Source organism: Sinorhizobium sp. BJ1, from assembly GCF_002531555.1.
Lineage (GTDB): Bacteria > Pseudomonadota > Alphaproteobacteria > Rhizobiales > Rhizobiaceae > Sinorhizobium > Sinorhizobium fredii_B.
The window spans coordinates 453712-469094 of sequence record NZ_NWTH01000001.1 but is presented as its reverse complement, the minus strand read 5'-3'; the positions used below and the strand labels follow the sequence as shown (position 1 = coordinate 469094).

The window sequence follows — 15383 nt, the reverse complement described above, 5'->3', positions numbered from 1 at the left end:
GGATAGCCATTCTGCGCCTTGCCGAGGCCGATCTTGGCGGTGAAGGCGTGGAAGTGCAGATCCTCGCTGTCATTTACCTCGCTGACACCGATGGCGCGGCAAAGGCTGGCAAACTGCTTCTGGCCGATCTCTTGCGCCTGCGGGTTCTGGTTTTCGAGATTGAAGGTCGAAAACAACTTGCGGCCTTTGTACTGCTCGGGCTCAATGACCGACATGGTGGTCTTCAGAATCGTCCCCGTGCCCGCTTTCGTGGGCACCACGTCGGAAGCTTCGATCTCAAGCTTGTAAACTCCGTTCGGGAGCTCCGCATAGTCTGACTGGGTGGTATCATGGTCCTGCGCATTGAAAGTCGTCGAAAGTCTAGCCAATTTTAGTCTCCTTCTTTGGTGGTGTTCTGTTGTCGTTGGTCGCTAACAACAGGTTTGGTTGAAATGGTTTATCCAGTTTGGCGTTTTTACTTAGATTGTCCTTCTCCCAAAGCGGTTGAAGGTTGTCTAATGCCCACGCTCTCTTAAAGTCAGCATCGTAAGGCGTCTCATAGTTGAACACGGACAAGGGGACCACATGATCCACGTGCCATCCCTTCTTGCCGTAGTTCTCCCATGTCATCCCTGGCAAGAACAGCCTTTCAAGATGCTTGCAAAGTTGCTCTGGCGAGTATCCGAGGAGTTCAAACGTTCTGTTGTTTTTCGATCCAAGCAATATCCCCCTGCGTATTCCAGTCGCAATGGCATCGCTTAACCGCCTCTTCGGATTGCTTCGGGACTTCTTTAGGGATTTTTGCCTGACTTCCTTTCGCCTCTCCGGTTCTCTCTCGAAGTAATCGGCCAACCTTGCGCCAATCGCCTCCTTGTTCTCATCGTAGTACTTGGCTTGATATCCACGTACCTTCGACTTGTTTTTTTCCTCCATTCTCGCTGGTATTCCCTTCTCCTCTCGGCAACTTCTGGATCCTGCTTTCTCGCTTTTTGAGCGGCCAAGCAGCACTTTTTGCAGTCGCCGCGTACTCCGAAGATGCCGACGTCATGCTTATAGAAGTCGCTAACCGGCTTCGTCTCACCGCACTTGGTGCAAGTTTTCACCTGCACCAAGTTGTCGTTCGCAGCGTCCACTATTCGGCGTCTTCCCCTTCGGCGACCTCCAGCGGCAGGGCATTGCGTTGGAAATAAAAGTCCAGCACCGTGAATCCTTCGCCGCGCTTAAACGGCAGGGCTGGCTTTTCAATTCCGTATCTGTTGCCCGCGATGAAACCGGGGCGCTCCTGCACGGCAATCATCATCTCGCCGCTGCCTTCGCCGCGGTTGTTCGTCTTCTTGAAGCCAGCGTCTTCCTTCTTGATGGAGACGCGCTGATGCAAAAAGCCGATGAGGTCTGCGGCGTCGACGATCACGCCGACGGCGTCATCGCGAAGGTTCGGCATGTACCGAGGGTAAGAGTCCGTTGTGACGCCAGGAACGGTCTTCGCCTTAACGTGCGAGATGATGACGACGTAGAAGCCGGCCTCTTTCAGGTCGAGCATCTTAGCCATGAACTCGTGCCAAAGGTCGGTCGCAGCGGCGTAGCCTTTGCCGTAAGGAATGTCCTCGATGCTTGCGACCTTTGCATCGGCCGCCACCTTGCGCCAGATATGCTGCTCAAGTCCATCAGCGGAATCGAGAACGTAGGTCTTTCGGTCGTGCTCCGTCTGGAGCATCCAGTCGGCTTGGTCGATCACGTCGTCGTAGCTCTCAGACACGCCGAAAGACTTCATCACGACGCCAGCAGGTGCGCGTTCGCCCTTGCCAGTTCTGACGTACAGCGGCGCAGGAAATTCACTGGCCAGTGTTGTCTTGCCGGATTTCGCGCCGGCATAGAGAACGACCAGCGCCGGATCGTTCTCTATCGTGTCTACGGGGGCATCCCAATCAAGTGCCATTCAAGTCTCCTCAGTGGTGGTGTTGGTCAGGTGAAAAACAGATCCGCAACGAACAGGACAGCGGCGAAGAACGCGCAAACGCGCACGACCGTGGCCCAGTCAAACGGCTCTGGAGGCCTCCCCATATCGGGCAGCAGGTGTTCCGCGAGCGGATGACGCACGTCAGTCACGGTCGGCCATAAACCGGCAGAACGCCCACCAGCCGCCGCCTAGTGCGATTGCGGCGATGATGGCGAACGGCAGGAACATGCCGATTGCGAGCGCCGTGGCTGCCGATGCTGCGGCGTATATACCGCGCTTTATGCCGCGGCGTGGTTTGTGGACTGGTGCGGTAGGCACGTAGTCGAGGGGTGGCGATCTAAGCCCAGGTTCAGGGTATGGTTTACTTGGCATAGTGTCTCCTCTCGCCGTGCGCTTGGTGAGGCGCACGGCTGCTGTGGTGGCGATGGTTGGTTTGTCGGGGTTAGGCGGCGAGATGGCCGTACGGGTAGTCGATGAAGTGCTCGACGACATCTTTGGCTGGCTTCAACTGCATGCCCGTAACGGCGCGCAATTCCTTGATGGCCGCGATCTTCTGGCCATCTGCGGCCAATCGCTGCCATTCGTGCTTGTATGCCGGCTTCTCCTCGCTCACGGTATGGGCGAGAACGTACACGCCGAAATGCTGGCCTTTATGGATACCGGCGAGACGTGCGGCTTCCTTGCTTGCCGCCTCTTCGGTCGCGTGAACGTACGGGCGGCTGGATGGCTTGGGCTGGCCGTTCTCGATAAGGGCGACGATGGCGGTGGGTGTCGAAGTGGCGAGATCAATGTCGGATTCGGGCCACCAGTAAGGGCTTTCTTCGGCTGCACCGGACCACCCCGTGTTGTTGGGGCCATCCGCCATCGTTATTGTGAACTCCCTGCCGATATTCTTGTTCAGATGGCCATCACCGCGAGAATTCCGAACGATTCGCACACGATCACCCACCTTGAACTTCGGCGCCGCGTTGTCGTTGCTGGCGGTAGCCGCAACCGCAACGGTTGGTTCGTCGACCCATTCGGCGATGATGTCGAGATGCGGCAGGTTCGTGACGTGCTGGCTTCCATGCGTGCCGTCGGCCTGGAAGATGCGATGCGTTCCCTCGGCCTTAGCCGAGAACATGTTGAGGAAAGTCTCCATCGGCCCGACCTTCCGACCGTCGCGCGTGCGGTAGAACTTGCCGGCTTCGATCTGCAGCGCTGCGGGTTGCGCTTCCGCGGCAACGGGCAGCGGCGACAGCGACGAGGCGGAGAACCAGCGGCTGCCATTAAAGTAAGCGTAGCTTTTGTCCTTCGCCTCCACATCGACTAGCCAGCCGTGCTCCTCTTTTTCGCGAACCACGCCAGCGCCATGGACGGTGCCGTCCTCGTACCGCACCCGATCGCCGACCTTCGGCTGCCAGGGCTGCTCGACGAGTTCAAACCTCTTGGCGTATGCGCCGCCTAGGTCTTTGAGATAGTAGAGCGGGCCGTCTTCGCGATTGGACGAAACAACTTCCTCGATGACCGACACGAAGCCAGCAGCCTTGCCGCCGTAGTCTTGGTTCAATCGTACCTTATCACCTGCCTTAAACATCACGCTGCTCCTTCCGTATCGTCGCTAGGCCGCAACGTGCGCGGCTTGGTGAAATCGACCTTGATGACGTTGTCGCCCAGCGGCTTATCTTCCGACTTGGCTGGAGGTGGATAGGCATCCTCGTCGTGTTCGATCTCGACGTAGTGCCACCAGATCGAGCTTGCGCCGTCGGCGAGCCTGACGTGGTATTCCGTGCCCCAGTTGCGCTCGCCGATGATCTGGCCGGTGAGGTGTGGGTTCTGGATGGATCTGACGTAATCGCCGAAGCTGAAGTCCTCGCAATCGCAGGACGGGCCGCTTTGATCTTGCCGGCTCATGCCGCCACCCCGTCAATAAACGGATGCGGCCCCATCCCGCCGACACGCGGTAAGCTCACCGGAACCAAACCACTCGTCGTCGAGCAGCCGCCGTTGTGCGGCATCATCTTCACGATCTTGTTGTCGTTTGCGGCCGGCGGAGCGCCAGTGCGCATTTTGCGGATGCCGCCGAGGCGATAGAAAACCGCCTGATGGCTAAGGCCGAAGTGAAGCCCTATTTGTCTGAGAGACGCACCCTGCGACTGCATGGCGCGCATTTCCGCTATATCGTCCATTTTGTCTCCTCTTGCTGTGGTGTAGGTAGTCAAAAAAGCGGCAAAACGCGTTGGTTGACGCATTTTGACAAATTTGTAATAATGCAGGTTGTAGTGTAAACATGCCCTTTGTGGCAAGCCCGCTGGCGGCCTACCGGAGTAATAGTCGTGTCACGCCTTTCCCAGATGTTGTTGAACGAACAGGCCAAGCGAGGCTTGACCGACTACAAGGCCGCGAAGGAAATCGGAGTCCTTCAGCAGACCTATAGCTCGTGGAAGCACGGCTCGGTTCCGCGTCCGAATCGGTACGCCGCGATCGCCGGCTGGCTTCACATATCGATCGATATGGCGCGCGAGCTTTGCGAAGAAGCCGTCGCCAGTACCGGCAACACGAAGCTGCCGCGAGTCGACCAGCCTGCGGGTCGCATATCCGACCGCAAGGAGGGGCGCTTTAAGTTTGACCCCGTAAATACCGGCAGCAAGCGCATTCCCTCCAGCCGCTACGCCATCAGCGTTGACACCAAGGTCATGGAGCCCGCCCTCCTCGTCGGCACGAAAGCCTGGCTGGATCCTGCCGTCTGGCCGCAAGTCGGCAACGAGGTAATAGTTCACGCTCGCGGCGGAGTCGCGTGGCTTGGTCGCCTCGAATCGCTTGAGAATGGGCGTGCGGAAATCAGCCGCTATGCGCTTGGCAACAGGATCACGATCGACGATGTGCAAGCTGTTCATGCCGTGGTCCTTTCCGAGCGCGTTGCGGGTGGTCAGTAGTGGCCGACCGTGATTTTTTATGGGGCACTTGACACGTTTATGTTGACAAATTTGCGGAACTAGTGGTAATAGTTACGCGTCGCTGTGGTGGCGATATGGAAAATTTGGGTTCAATGGCCAGCGTCAGCCGGTCTCCTCCCCTTATGAGTACGAGCTACATGGGGTTCTTGTTAACGGGTGGTGCCGGCCGAAAGGTTCAAGAGCCCCATTAGTGTTCTTAGTTCCTGGCGTTCTGGCGTTGTTCCTTGCCGCATCAACGGCAACACGAAAACGCCACCCGCGAGCGAGGCGGGCAGCGTTCGGTACCTACGGCGGTTGGCCTTTCTGTTCATCATTTCTTCTTTCGTCGGTGATGATTTGGTTGCTCATGCCTCAGTCTCCTTTTAGCCGTTCTTGGAGTTCTTTCGCCCTGTCGGCTTTTTGCTTTGTTGGCTTTCGCCTTTTCCTTAGTCCCTAGCCCGTTTGATTTAGGCCTACAACCAACAACTACAATTGTTGCAACCATTCGTCAAGCGTCATCGTTTGCGATTTTCACAATTGTATGCTAAACGATTGTTGCAAAAGGGGATATTTGCATGAGCCGACTAACCGAAACCCTGACGCAGAAGCTGGAAGAGGCGGGAATCACGCAATCAGAACTTGCCCGCCGAATCGGTCTGACGCAGCAGGCGGTCAACAATCTATTCGCCGGCAGGGTCGTGAGCTCCAGCCGCTGGCGGGAAATCGCCCACGAGCTGCAGATCGACGAGAAAGAGATACGTCGGCTGATGATCGAGGCTGGCCGCGATCCGGAGCGCTCGACTCGGCTGCCCTCGTCTGTCACGGCGCTACTAGATCAATACAAAGAGAAGGCGCCGCGTGACCAAGCGCCCACCCCCAACGCCACGATCGGCGAGCAGAAAGACATGGAAGGAAAGCGCAAGAAACTACCAGTACTGGGGGAAGCCGTGGGCGGTGAAGACGGGGAATACATTTTCAACGGCTCGGTGCTCGACTATGTCGACTGCCCACCCTCGCTCGAAAACGTGCCGAATGCCTACGCGGTTTATATCGACGGCGAATCAATGGTGCCGCGCTTCCGGCCAGGCGAAACCGTGTGGGTGCATCCGACCAAGCCGGCTCGTCGAGGTGATGACGTGGTCGTGCAGGTCCATCGCAGCGAAGAGGATGACGGCGCCCCTCCCCGCGGATTCGTCAAGGAGTTCGTCGGCTGGACCGCCAACAAGCTCGTGCTCCAGCAGTACAATCCCACCAAAAAGATCGAGTTCACGCGCGAACAAGTTGTGAGCGTGCATCCGATCATATTGGCAGGGAAATATTGGTAGGCGGTGGTGCGCCTACAATTAATTGTTGACATACAATTGTAGATAGGCTTATAAGTCTCCTGAGCGTCACCCCGACTTGCGGGATACCCGGACGCACCACCACGGCCTGCGGGCCAGAGGAGACGACAATGAGATACCAGCTTACCGCTGATGACTTCGACGACGTTCGTGTAGCAGCCTGCAGCGCAGAGCCTTTCGCGAAGCCCGACCACAAAGCAAAGAAACATAGCCGCCCGCGCCAGATTGGTAGCGGGCGTTGTGCGTTTCGGCGTTCGCACCGCGAGGTGATCGACGCTTTTAATGAGGCGTTTGGTGCAAGTGGCGAGGCACTCAACGCGAGGGAACGGACATGACGCCCAAGCAGGAGACAGCACAGATGAGTGAATTGACCCGCCCGATCATCGGCATACAGAACCGAACCGCGCAAGAAGTGTTCGACATCATGTCGGACCGCATCCGCTCCTGCCTTCTCGATAAGCCGGAGGCGGGAGAGGCTGTCGCATGGGTCATCCCAGGCGATGACAACGCACGCGATGACGGATGGCTCGACGCGATGGCGTGGCGCGAAGGTGAGTTCACTAGGCCTCTATACGCGCATCCATCCTCCCACTCTCCTCTCTCTGCGGGGGATGCGGGGGAGATCGAGAGGCTGCGGAAGGCGCTGCAAGGTCTTTTCCGAGCCGGCCAAAAGCAGGGATGGGACCATCATTACGAGTACGAGATGGAGGCAGCCCGCGCCGCCCTCACCCAGGAGCCCACCCATGAATAAAGACCGGAAGGACTTGGTGACGGAGAAGATGGCCGAGGCGGCGGCCCGCGTCCTGAACAAGCGCCTTGCCGAAGAGAACGGATTGCACGGCGTCAGTCGCGACATGATCGAAGCCGCCCTTGCCGTGCAGGAATCCGAACTCCGGTTGTCCAATGAATCCTGTCCTCGGTGCCACCGCACCATCGCATCCAAAACCGAACAGAAGGAAACACAGAAATGAACGCGCGCTGCGGCACCACCCGGCTCGTGATCCTGACCCGGCGCTACGCCTTCAAGCTGCCGAGCATCAAATCGTGGCGGCTCTTCCTCATGGGTCTGCTGGGCAACATTCAGGAGCGCCAGTTTGGGACAATCGGATGGGACGGGCTTTGCCCCGTCCTGTTTTCCATCCCCGGCGGCTGGCTCGTCGTCATGCCCAGGTGCAGAGCAATTACGGCGAACCAATGGGACAATTTAGATTTCAACAAATTCGTGGACCGGGAAGACTACGTGCTGCCGGTCGAGTGCAAACAAGACAGCTTTGGCTGGCTGAACGGAAAGGTGGTGGCATATGACTATGGAAGTTAAATGCGGATTGCTGGTATGCCCGGTCTGCGAGTCTTCGAAACTGAACGTACAACGTACCTCTGTCGCATGCCTTGAATGCGGCGAGCCACTTTGGAGTGCCGCTTCCCCCACAACGGCTTGGTCTGTAACTGCGGACATTATTGTCGCCGCCCCTCCACCCAGGTTTTCGCCAGAGAGGCCATACGGCGTCACCATAATCACTGACGATGAACCTGTTTTCGCGCCCCCCGGCTGCCTTATCGATAAGCCGGAGGCGCGTAGTACGGCGTGGACCTGCCAATGCGAGGGGTCCGTCACCGACCCGTGCATTGTGTGTGGAAAACCGAAAACGCTCGTCACCGCCGAATGGATACAAAAGATGTCCGCGCGAGAGGGTGATGAAGACCCGACCACAGGGAAACCACACTTCGAGCCAGTTTTGAATGGGCCCGAACTTTGGGAGATCGTCTACGGCGCCCTTGAAGGTGATGTGCCCGAAGAGTTTACCGACGAAGTTTCCCAGAGGATTGCGGACGCCATCAACGAGGCGTTCCCCCGCGCGGAGTATCTTCTCGACCCGGCGAACATTTATGCCGACAGGCCTGACCCTATCCCGAATTCTGTCCACCTCCACTACGCACGCACCATTGCAAAGTTGCAAGCGCGCATATCCGACCTCTCCGCCGCCCTCGATAAGCCGGAGGCGGGAGAGGCGGAGACACGGCCGAAGCTCGGGCACATGCCAAAATACGGGCTGGCCGACTTCAACGATCTGGTGCGGGCCGTGGCCCTCGCCCTCTTCGACCGAGACGACATTGATTTCGAATTAGACGCCAATCGGTTCATGGGCCATCAGATGGTTCCGGCCATTAACTTCAATTCCCTGAACCGTATCGTCTCGGCTTTCTCCGCCGCTCCCGTCCAAGAGCCTACACCGGGAATGATCGAAGCCGCGTGGCAAGCCTATCAGGACTGCCCCATTGACCTTTGCGGGGACCACGACGAAGAGCTAAAAAAATCTGTTGTCGCTGCTCTCCGCGCGGCCCTCTCCTCCTCTCCGCTCTCTGCGGGGGATGCGGGGGAGATCGAGAGGCTGCGGAAGGCGCTACAGTGCGCCGACGAATGGATGTCGTGCGTAGAAGGGCACCTTCGAGACGGACAGACGTTCAAACGAGACCGCGAGATGATCCGCGCCGCCCTCACCCAGGAGCCCACAAATGAATAAAGATGACCGGAAGGACTTGGTAGAGCGGTTGCGGGCCTGCGCTAACGGCATAGGAAACTTCAAATCTGGCAAGGGCGACTATGGCTTGTGCGATGATGCCGCAGACGAGATCGACCGCCTCCGCCGAGAACTGGAAGAGGCACGGAAGGCGCTGGAGCCGTTTGCGCAAGCGGCTGCGGTAGTAGACGCACTGCCAGCTGAGATGCTCCCACAGGACGCCGATGGAGCCCGCGACTATATAGCCCGGCTGAGCCCAACAATTGGCGACTTACGCCGCGCCCGCTCCGCAATCCGCAAGGCAGGGGAGGAATGGACAAGATGATGCGATTCCTCTGCTGGTTTGGCCTCCACAGACATCCTCGACACAGTGTTAAGACTCCCGGATATCCTCGGTTTGGCGCGTGCGCTCGGTGCGGGAGGCTCTACCCATGACCTCAGTCTCCGCGATCATAGAATTTACGCCTTCCCCCTACCGGCTTCTCCTTCGGGGCGGGCTGGATGTCGGAAAGGTATTTCTCCGGCAGCGTGATAGGCGTGTGGTAGCCGCGCACATGGACGGTCACCATGCCGTCGTCGCCGACCCGCGTAACTTCGGCGGACAGGGTAACGCGGGAGCCTTTTTCGATCTTTTTCGGCATTCCAATAATCTGGCGCTCGGAGGCGCGGCGGCAAGATGCTAGCGCTCCTCGATAACGGCGGCCAAATAGGCGCGTACACCTACCGAACGCTGACGACAGGCGGATGGGAAGTGAAGCGCGGCACGATGATTATGGCGGTCTTCGGCAGTCGTGGTGCGGCGGAGGAATACTGCCGACGCAAGGCTGGCCAGGAGACAGAAGCGACCTGCAAGCTGGCCGCTTGACAAATTTGTAGAACTACAGCATTGTGACTGCATGCTGGCCCACCAAGCCAGCAAACACCACCACGAGAGGAGACGACAATGGCAGCCACGGTTTTAGCGATCATAACACCAATCGGCCTAGCGGCTCTCTTCGCGATGCTGCAGCACCTGCGCGACACGCGCCAGCCGCGGAAGGTGCTGTGATGCGCACCGCTGTTGCTGACACCTACATCACCATCCAAGCGCGCCTGGCGCTTTGGCTCATCATCGCCGTCGGTGCGGCGCTACTTGGCGCCGGAACGGCCTATCAGGCCTATGCGCTCGACAAGCAATGGGAGCGCGACGCTCGCGTATAGCCAGCAGATACACCTGCCCGATTGCGCCGCGCGCAATGCGGCAGGAACCAACCAACACCACCGAAGGAGACAAACATGACCAAGAGAAGATTGACGCTCAGCGGAGCGAATAACAACGCACCGTATCGGGCAACCAGCAGGCCACAACTCCCTGCCGCACCCCTCCTCACCATCGACCGCGCCATCGCCGACGAGCTTTGCCCTACGTCGCTGCGGCAGGTTGCCGACGCAAATCTTCGATCTGCCCGCAAGGGTGAGAGCAGCGCGCGGCTTCTGCGGCAGGCGGACAATCTGCTGAAGATCGCGGATAAGCTGGAGTTGCTTGGCTATAGGAGGGCGGCGTGAAATACGTCCTGGTCTTCGCCCTCATCTCCAAAATGTTTGGCTCGTTCTCCGTATCGGCAGAGTTCAATTCCAAGGAAGACTGCGAAGCAGCCAACCGCGATCTGCGCGAGATGCACTACGGCGTCGACGAGCCGCACAACGCGTACCTGCACGGCAAGTGCTATCCGAAGGGGCTCGGCAAATGACCCGCCCGCACGACAACGACAACAAGCCATCCGGTAGCGTCTACACGCTGTCGGAGGCAGCTGAGCATCTTCGCCTCACCAACAGAGGCGTCGCGAAGATTGCCAAACAGCACGGCCTTTGCATGGTGCGCGGCCGGGATATTCTTTTCACCGATTCCGACATTGAAGCCATAAAGGACGTTCTTCGATGCCCCTCAAACTCTACAAGCGTGGTGACACATATTGGATATCAGGGACCGTCAAGGGAATTGGAGTCGACGGGAAGAAGCAAAGCGTCAGTATCCGAAAAAGCGCGCAAACTACTGACCGAACGGTCGCAGAAGCAACGCGCGCAAAAACAGAAAGCCGCATCCTAGACGAGATAGCGCACGGCAAAGCCAAGGTCATCTCATTCAGGGAGGCGGCAGAGTCGTACCTAGAGGCTGGCGGATCGGGACGGTTCCTACTCGACATCCACGCAGACGACACGGAAACGGGACTGATGGTTCATTTCGGCGACACTCGACTCGCCGACATTAATCAGAAGATACTTGATGAGGCAGCCGCAAAGCTTTACCCGAATACGCAGCCGGAGACGCGAAATCGGCAATGCTACACACCTTTCATCGCTGTATGGAACCATGCCGTTAAAAACGGCTGGGCAACCGTTCGTATGTGGCAGCGACCTCGCAAGGTAAAGGGCACGAACGTCGTGCGCACATCGAAGCGACGCGCAGGAACGTTCCCGGTCGAGTACGAGCATGCCGCGAAGTTCATAGCGGCGATGTCGCCTGGGCCAGCGATGCTCATGACGACGCTGTTCTACACCGGCATGCGTCCGATCGAGCTCTTCGCGCTCACGGCAGGAGAGGTAAACGTTGACGGCAGGTGGATCACGCTGACGCACACAAAGACCGGGGAGCCGCGCGGCATTCCAATCCACGAATTTATCGTTCCCATTCTGCGGTCGCTACTCAAGCGTAACGCATTGGCCGACGATCCTCGCCTCTTCCGTACGCCGCGAGGGGAGCCATACGAGGCGGTTGAGGATGGCGGCGGCGGGCTGAAGTCGGCTATCAACGGAGCTCGCCGTCGGTCTGGGATCAAGGATGTCGCGCCGTATACCGGCAGGCATTCGTGCTCTACTGGTCTCGTTGTCGCTGGCGTGCATCCGCACATCAAGGACCAGATACTAGGACACGCCGCGGACGACATGAGTAGGCACTACACGAACGTGCCGCAGGCGCCGCTCATCGAGGCGATCAACAAGTTGCCAGTGCCGGAAACATGGCGGCGGCTAGGTTGGCTTGAAGACCCGCTGGCGTGGGCGGGGCGGTTGGCGGAAGGGACTGGGCGCAGGACGGATTTGGAGAAGAAGCGCGATGCAAGATGAGACGCTGACGAAGGTTTGCACCAAGTGCGGCGAGGCGAAGGTGCTTGAGGCGTTTCACGCTAAGAAGGGTGGACGAATGGGGCGGCGCAGCACTTGCCGCAAGTGTGAGGCGGACAAATACCTTGCGCTGCCCAACGACGTAAAAAAGGCGAGGGCCAAGAGAAATCACGAAAAACATAAAGGAAACGCTGAGCGAGCAGAAAAAAAGAAGACGCGAGATCGTGAGCGACGGAATACAGACGAATTTCGATTGCAGTTACGTCGGCGCAGGGCCGAGGACGAGGAGTTCGCCGAGAGGGAAAGGAAAAACAAAAGAAAACGACGATCTGACCCTGACAAGAGGAGAAGAGAGTATGACTTGGCAACACAGCGCCACAAGGAGCGATACGCTGCAGATGTCGACTATCGTAATAGGGTAATTGAAATTGATCGATTGCGCAGGACGCCTGATTACTACGCGAGGCTACGAGATAAATATGCGTCAGATGAAGCTTACCGCGCAAGGCGTCTTCAGTGGAACCTTGAGTTCAGAATAAAGCGCCGCGAAAATGAAGAGTTCGATGCGTTCATGGAGCGCATGGAAGCAGAGGCCGCCGAATGGGAGGCCACCAACCACACCACCACAGAAGAGGAGACTTGAATGCTTGAAGAACTTATTTCAGAGATCGCATCCAAGGGAATGACCATCTCGCTGAAGGCGACAACAAATGGCACGCGAGGCATTCGCTACCAGGCCATCATCAAGAATAAAACTCATTGGGATATCGGCCTTGAAGCTCCCTCGTTGGAGTTTGAGGTCGGCGCGTGGGAAGTTCCAGATCTCAAGGCAAAGATCGATGAGAAAATGAAGCTAATCGAGCCAATCGTTGAGTTCACCAATACGGAGCGAGCGGCGCGACTGGTTCGCGTCGAGCCAAATCTCGATCCAAAGACGGCCAAGGAGCGGCCTATCAAGCTGGCAGACGACGACACAAACGCTCGCGTAAAACGATTGCTGATTACTCACGGCAACAGCGCCATCGCACTGTCCACGCTGATACATGCTGGCGTCGTAACGCCAAACGAGGCTAGGGTGGCCGCTGGCCTTCCGCCGCTGGCCGCCTAGACACCCACCCACGCCAGACCTATTCGGCGCAGCCTGACGACGAGAAGCCCGCAATCGCGGGCTTCTCTTTTACGTAGACCCTATTTTGTACAAAACCTGTACAGCGCCCGCCAACGCAACCGTCTACGTCCTACAACATATATACTTTTGCACTTTAAGTAATACCCTTGGTAAGGGAGAGGCCGAGAGTTCAAATCTCTCTAGCAGCACCAGTTTTCCCCATGAAAACAATGTACTTAGCGGCACACCTCAAATTGACGCCCGGAACAAAAGTGCACCGCTGCGCACCAATCTGAATAGCCCTGTGGCACAGATCTGGCACAGCCTGTTCACGCGGTGTTCTGGTGCCGCCAGTCGCCTTCCTCGAAATCCCCCTGCAGGAGGCCTATTTCCGCCGTCCCGCATCGCGCCGGCATGGAGACACCGGAAAAGCCTTGCAGGGGATTTTCCCGCTGTAGAGAGCCACGGGCGGAACCAATCGACTAGAGCCGGGTTATCGCCGATCGCCTCCCTCAACCAGGCGACGACTACTGAGCGGCGCCTCTGCTTTCCTGGTGCCGCTCTCTTTTGATTCCGTTTGATTAAAATTCAAGCGACGCCTACATTACGGGCATTCATGCGCCTCTTCGTCGTTGACCACGGATGTACTGGCAGCGGCGGGAGGTGATCAAGGTCGGGTTTGCCCCGGCCTTTTTGTTGCGATCGTCTGGGCGCCTAGTTGTATGCCCGTCGCCAGCCGGCCTCGCGTGCCGCCGCTTCCGAGCAGAACCACCGCTCCCCATCGAAGTAATTCACACGCGTCTGGCCGTAATCTTCTTGTCCAGGGACGTGGTAAATCCGCTCTCCAGTGTTGTAGCTGATGTTGCCCTTGATGTCGCAACCAGGCACCAGAGACACGTATTGGGAAACTCCGAAGAGGGCAGTTGCCGCGCCAACGGCGATGCCGGGAATCCGCCTGCTCTTCCTGCGCGGTCGTGATCGCTGCGGCGCAAGCGACGGTGGACCACGGCGAATGAGGGCTGATACGCCAAAGTAGGCCGGCACTCCAACCAAGATGCCGGCCAACATACTGAGAACCGTTGCCTGATCGAGAACTTCACTCAGCCAAGTCACGGCCTACCTCGCTCGCCCGTTTTGGTCCCCCAAGATGGCTGAAAGCGCAATGAAATCAAATTACCCATTTGGGTGGCGCGGCTAATCCTTGACTGCAACCGGCGCTGTGCGACCGTACGACCTCTTGGTTGTAGTGTGTTTGGGGCAATGAATGAATATTTCCACTGTTGCACTTCGCCTGGTCATTGCCTGTGTTGTCTGCCTTGTCGGCTTTGTCGGCCTGGTCATGGTGATGATCGGGGAATGCGATCGTCCTCTGCCTCCGCTACTGCTCAATTTAACGGCCGTAGACGAAGGCGACGTGTGGACTCCCGGGTGTGGACTTCCCAAGGGGGAAAAACAGGCCTTCTCACCGGAGCTCACAAAGCGCTTGCAGAGGCTGTTTCCCGCCGGCAGTGATGCGGCCGCTGTAGAACGTGACCTTCAAGCCTTGGGGTTCAAAGTCGTTTCACCCTGCCCGAACGTGCCAAGTGCCCGTCTTGCGCAGTTTCTCCAAAAGGGATGTGCGTGGCCGATGGACGCCAAGCTAATTTGGCACCGGACCGAAGACGGTAAAGTGGCTGACCTCAGCGGACACGTATTTTTTAAGCCGGGCGGCGAATACTGACTCTCTCGCGCCGACAGTTACGCCGCCGATCGCTCCTACTGGTCTGCCTGTGCGGCCTCTAGAACAGCCCTCAGGCGTTCGTCTTGGTAGTTGCGCAGCCGGTTCATCCAGGCGTAGCCCATGGTCTCCTCTGGCTTCCGCGTGGGGTTCATGCCCGAAAGGATCAGGTAAAGCATACCGGCGAGCGCCTGGCGCTGCGTCACGATGACGACCGCTGAGGCGCTGTGCGCCTATCGCCCCGCCACGATCGAGGGCGTCCACCTAAAGGCCGCTTACATGTTGGATTGCTTCATCTTCGTAGGTGGCGAAGGTGGCGATCCCGATTTTACGCGCGCGCAATTGGTCAGCGGCTTCCTGCCCGCTAGTGGCGAGGCTTGCTCATGAACAACCTGCCGGAATGGACAAAGGCCTTCGTTCCCGTCGGGATGGACGTTGCAGCTACCCTTTTGGGCATCTCCCGCCGCTTCCTCGTCGACACATTGAAGGCACATCCGCACTATGAGCGCCGGGGCTCAAAGAAGGTCTTCTACCCGGAGCACATCGCACTTCTACGTGAGGCCATGTCATGTCAAAACTCGAGCTCAAAGAGAGAAACGGAATCTGGTACGCCTATGGCACGATCGGCGGAAAGCGCATTCGAGAAAGCCTTGGCACTCGCGACAAGAAAGTCGCCGAAGAAATCCGTGCGCAGTTCGAGGCGAGGCTCTGGAAACGTCATACCTATGGCGAGGAAGCAGTAAGGC

At 58.0% G+C, this 15383-nt stretch carries 27 protein-coding genes; 17 read left to right on the top strand and 10 right to left on the bottom strand.

Translation table 11 applies throughout. The features are described from left to right. The 7 genes from CO676_RS02290 to CO676_RS02260 form a co-directional block, all read right to left on the bottom strand. A partial coding sequence (locus CO676_RS02290; RefSeq protein WP_144340111.1) for a DUF669 domain-containing protein occupies positions 1-368 on the bottom strand: 368 nt, incomplete at its 3' end. Beyond that, positions 361-987 carry an HNH endonuclease signature motif containing protein gene (locus CO676_RS02285; RefSeq protein WP_210202616.1) on the bottom strand — a complete coding sequence of 209 codons (627 nt, stop codon included), beginning with the start codon at positions 985-987 and terminating at the stop codon, positions 361-363. The genes CO676_RS02290 and CO676_RS02285, both read right to left, overlap by 8 nt. Positions 988-1111: 124 nt before the next feature. Beyond that, the gene (locus tag CO676_RS02280; protein ID WP_097519515.1) at positions 1112-1915 is read right to left on the bottom strand and encodes an ATP-binding protein; all 804 of its coding nucleotides are present in this window, start codon (positions 1913-1915) and stop codon (positions 1112-1114) included. 162 nt (positions 1916-2077) lie between these two features. Continuing rightward, positions 2078-2308, bottom strand: coding sequence for a hypothetical protein (locus CO676_RS02275; RefSeq protein WP_097519514.1), 231 nt, complete (start codon positions 2306-2308; stop codon positions 2078-2080). Positions 2309-2378: 70 nt separating this feature from the next. Next, positions 2379-3512: a ribosomal protein L7/L12 gene (locus tag CO676_RS02270; protein ID WP_097519513.1), complete on the bottom strand. Its 1134-nt coding sequence runs from the start codon at positions 3510-3512 to the stop codon at positions 2379-2381. Next, positions 3512-3829 (bottom strand): hypothetical protein, encoded by a 318-nt coding sequence (locus tag CO676_RS02265; RefSeq protein WP_097519512.1) that lies wholly within the window; start codon positions 3827-3829, stop codon positions 3512-3514. Before CO676_RS02265 ends, CO676_RS02270 begins: the two co-directional genes overlap by 1 nt. Further along, entirely contained in the window at positions 3826-4104 is a 279-nt protein-coding gene (locus CO676_RS02260) for a hypothetical protein (RefSeq protein ID WP_097519511.1), read from the bottom strand. The genes CO676_RS02265 and CO676_RS02260 overlap by 4 nt, the downstream gene beginning before the upstream one ends. Positions 4105-4251: 147 nt before the next feature. Between CO676_RS02260 and CO676_RS02255 the strand changes: the two genes are divergently transcribed. The 8 genes from CO676_RS02255 (at position 4252) to CO676_RS02220 (ending at position 9038) form a co-directional block, all read left to right on the top strand. Beyond that, positions 4252-4851 carry a helix-turn-helix transcriptional regulator gene (locus CO676_RS02255; protein WP_245424239.1) on the top strand — a complete coding sequence of 200 codons (600 nt, stop codon included), beginning with the start codon at positions 4252-4254 and terminating at the stop codon, positions 4849-4851. A 575-nt stretch (positions 4852-5426) separates the two neighbouring features. Continuing rightward, a complete protein-coding gene (locus CO676_RS02250) occupies positions 5427-6176 on the top strand; it encodes an XRE family transcriptional regulator (protein WP_097519509.1) in 750 nt (249 codons plus the stop codon). 128 nt (positions 6177-6304) lie between these two features. Further along, a complete protein-coding gene (locus CO676_RS02245) occupies positions 6305-6529 on the top strand; it encodes a hypothetical protein (protein WP_097519508.1) in 225 nt (74 codons plus the stop codon). Next, the gene (locus tag CO676_RS02240) at positions 6526-6945 is read left to right on the top strand and encodes a hypothetical protein (RefSeq protein ID WP_097519507.1); all 420 of its coding nucleotides are present in this window, start codon (positions 6526-6528) and stop codon (positions 6943-6945) included. The genes CO676_RS02245 and CO676_RS02240 overlap by 4 nt, the downstream gene beginning before the upstream one ends. After that, the gene (locus CO676_RS02235) at positions 6938-7165 is read left to right on the top strand and encodes a hypothetical protein (protein WP_097519506.1); all 228 of its coding nucleotides are present in this window, start codon (positions 6938-6940) and stop codon (positions 7163-7165) included. Before CO676_RS02240 ends, CO676_RS02235 begins: the two co-directional genes overlap by 8 nt. Next, positions 7162-7512: a hypothetical protein gene (locus CO676_RS02230; protein ID WP_097519505.1), complete on the top strand. Its 351-nt coding sequence runs from the start codon at positions 7162-7164 to the stop codon at positions 7510-7512. Before CO676_RS02235 ends, CO676_RS02230 begins: the two co-directional genes overlap by 4 nt. Positions 7513-7870: 358 nt before the next feature. Continuing rightward, positions 7871-8716 (top strand): hypothetical protein, encoded by an 846-nt coding sequence (locus tag CO676_RS02225; RefSeq protein WP_097519504.1) that lies wholly within the window; start codon positions 7871-7873, stop codon positions 8714-8716. Continuing rightward, positions 8709-9038: a hypothetical protein gene (locus CO676_RS02220; protein ID WP_097519503.1), complete on the top strand. Its 330-nt coding sequence runs from the start codon at positions 8709-8711 to the stop codon at positions 9036-9038. Before CO676_RS02225 ends, CO676_RS02220 begins: the two co-directional genes overlap by 8 nt. Before the next feature lie 112 nt (positions 9039-9150). Here CO676_RS02220 and CO676_RS02215 read toward each other — a convergent pair whose 3' ends face one another. Continuing rightward, positions 9151-9354, bottom strand: coding sequence for a hypothetical protein (locus tag CO676_RS02215; protein WP_097519502.1), 204 nt, complete (start codon positions 9352-9354; stop codon positions 9151-9153). 35 nt (positions 9355-9389) lie between these two features. On the opposite strand from CO676_RS02215, the gene CO676_RS02210 reads away from it, so the two are divergent. The 7 genes from CO676_RS02210 (at position 9390) to CO676_RS02185 (ending at position 12920) form a co-directional block, all read left to right on the top strand. Further along, the gene (locus CO676_RS02210) at positions 9390-9578 is read left to right on the top strand and encodes a hypothetical protein (protein ID WP_097519501.1); all 189 of its coding nucleotides are present in this window, start codon (positions 9390-9392) and stop codon (positions 9576-9578) included. A 182-nt stretch (positions 9579-9760) separates the two neighbouring features. Then, positions 9761-9913 carry a hypothetical protein gene (locus CO676_RS35095; protein ID WP_179875387.1) on the top strand — a complete coding sequence of 51 codons (153 nt, stop codon included), beginning with the start codon at positions 9761-9763 and terminating at the stop codon, positions 9911-9913. 75 nt (positions 9914-9988) lie between these two features. Next, a complete protein-coding gene (locus CO676_RS02205) occupies positions 9989-10258 on the top strand; it encodes a hypothetical protein (RefSeq protein ID WP_097519500.1) in 270 nt (89 codons plus the stop codon). Beyond that, positions 10255-10443: a hypothetical protein gene (locus tag CO676_RS02200; RefSeq protein WP_097519499.1), complete on the top strand. Its 189-nt coding sequence runs from the start codon at positions 10255-10257 to the stop codon at positions 10441-10443. Before CO676_RS02205 ends, CO676_RS02200 begins: the two co-directional genes overlap by 4 nt. A 187-nt stretch (positions 10444-10630) precedes the next feature. After that, positions 10631-11815 carry a site-specific integrase gene (locus tag CO676_RS02195; protein WP_097519498.1) on the top strand — a complete coding sequence of 395 codons (1185 nt, stop codon included), beginning with the start codon at positions 10631-10633 and terminating at the stop codon, positions 11813-11815. Beyond that, complete coding sequence (locus CO676_RS02190; RefSeq protein WP_097519497.1) at positions 11805-12455, top strand: hypothetical protein; 651 nt, start codon at positions 11805-11807, stop codon at positions 12453-12455. Before CO676_RS02195 ends, CO676_RS02190 begins: the two co-directional genes overlap by 11 nt. After that, positions 12456-12920, top strand: a complete 465-nt coding sequence (locus CO676_RS02185; RefSeq protein ID WP_097519496.1) for a hypothetical protein — start codon at positions 12456-12458, stop codon at positions 12918-12920. A 714-nt stretch (positions 12921-13634) separates the two neighbouring features. Here CO676_RS02185 and CO676_RS35905 read toward each other — a convergent pair. After that, positions 13635-14033: a hypothetical protein gene (locus CO676_RS35905; protein WP_097519495.1), complete on the bottom strand. Its 399-nt coding sequence runs from the start codon at positions 14031-14033 to the stop codon at positions 13635-13637. Positions 14034-14184: 151 nt separating this feature from the next. Between CO676_RS35905 and CO676_RS02175 the strand changes: the two genes are divergently transcribed. Continuing rightward, the gene (locus CO676_RS02175; RefSeq protein WP_097519494.1) at positions 14185-14640 is read left to right on the top strand and encodes a hypothetical protein; all 456 of its coding nucleotides are present in this window, start codon (positions 14185-14187) and stop codon (positions 14638-14640) included. 35 nt (positions 14641-14675) lie between these two features. Here CO676_RS02175 and CO676_RS35085 read toward each other — a convergent pair whose 3' ends face one another. After that, positions 14676-14843, bottom strand: coding sequence for a hypothetical protein (locus CO676_RS35085; RefSeq protein WP_179875386.1), 168 nt, complete (start codon positions 14841-14843; stop codon positions 14676-14678). A gap of 1 nt (position 14844) precedes the next feature. On the opposite strand from CO676_RS35085, the gene CO676_RS02170 reads away from it, so the two are divergent. Next, on the top strand, positions 14845-15024 hold the full coding sequence (locus CO676_RS02170; RefSeq protein ID WP_097519493.1) for a hypothetical protein: 180 nt from the start codon (positions 14845-14847) through the stop codon (positions 15022-15024). Positions 15025-15383 lie beyond the last annotated feature (359 nt).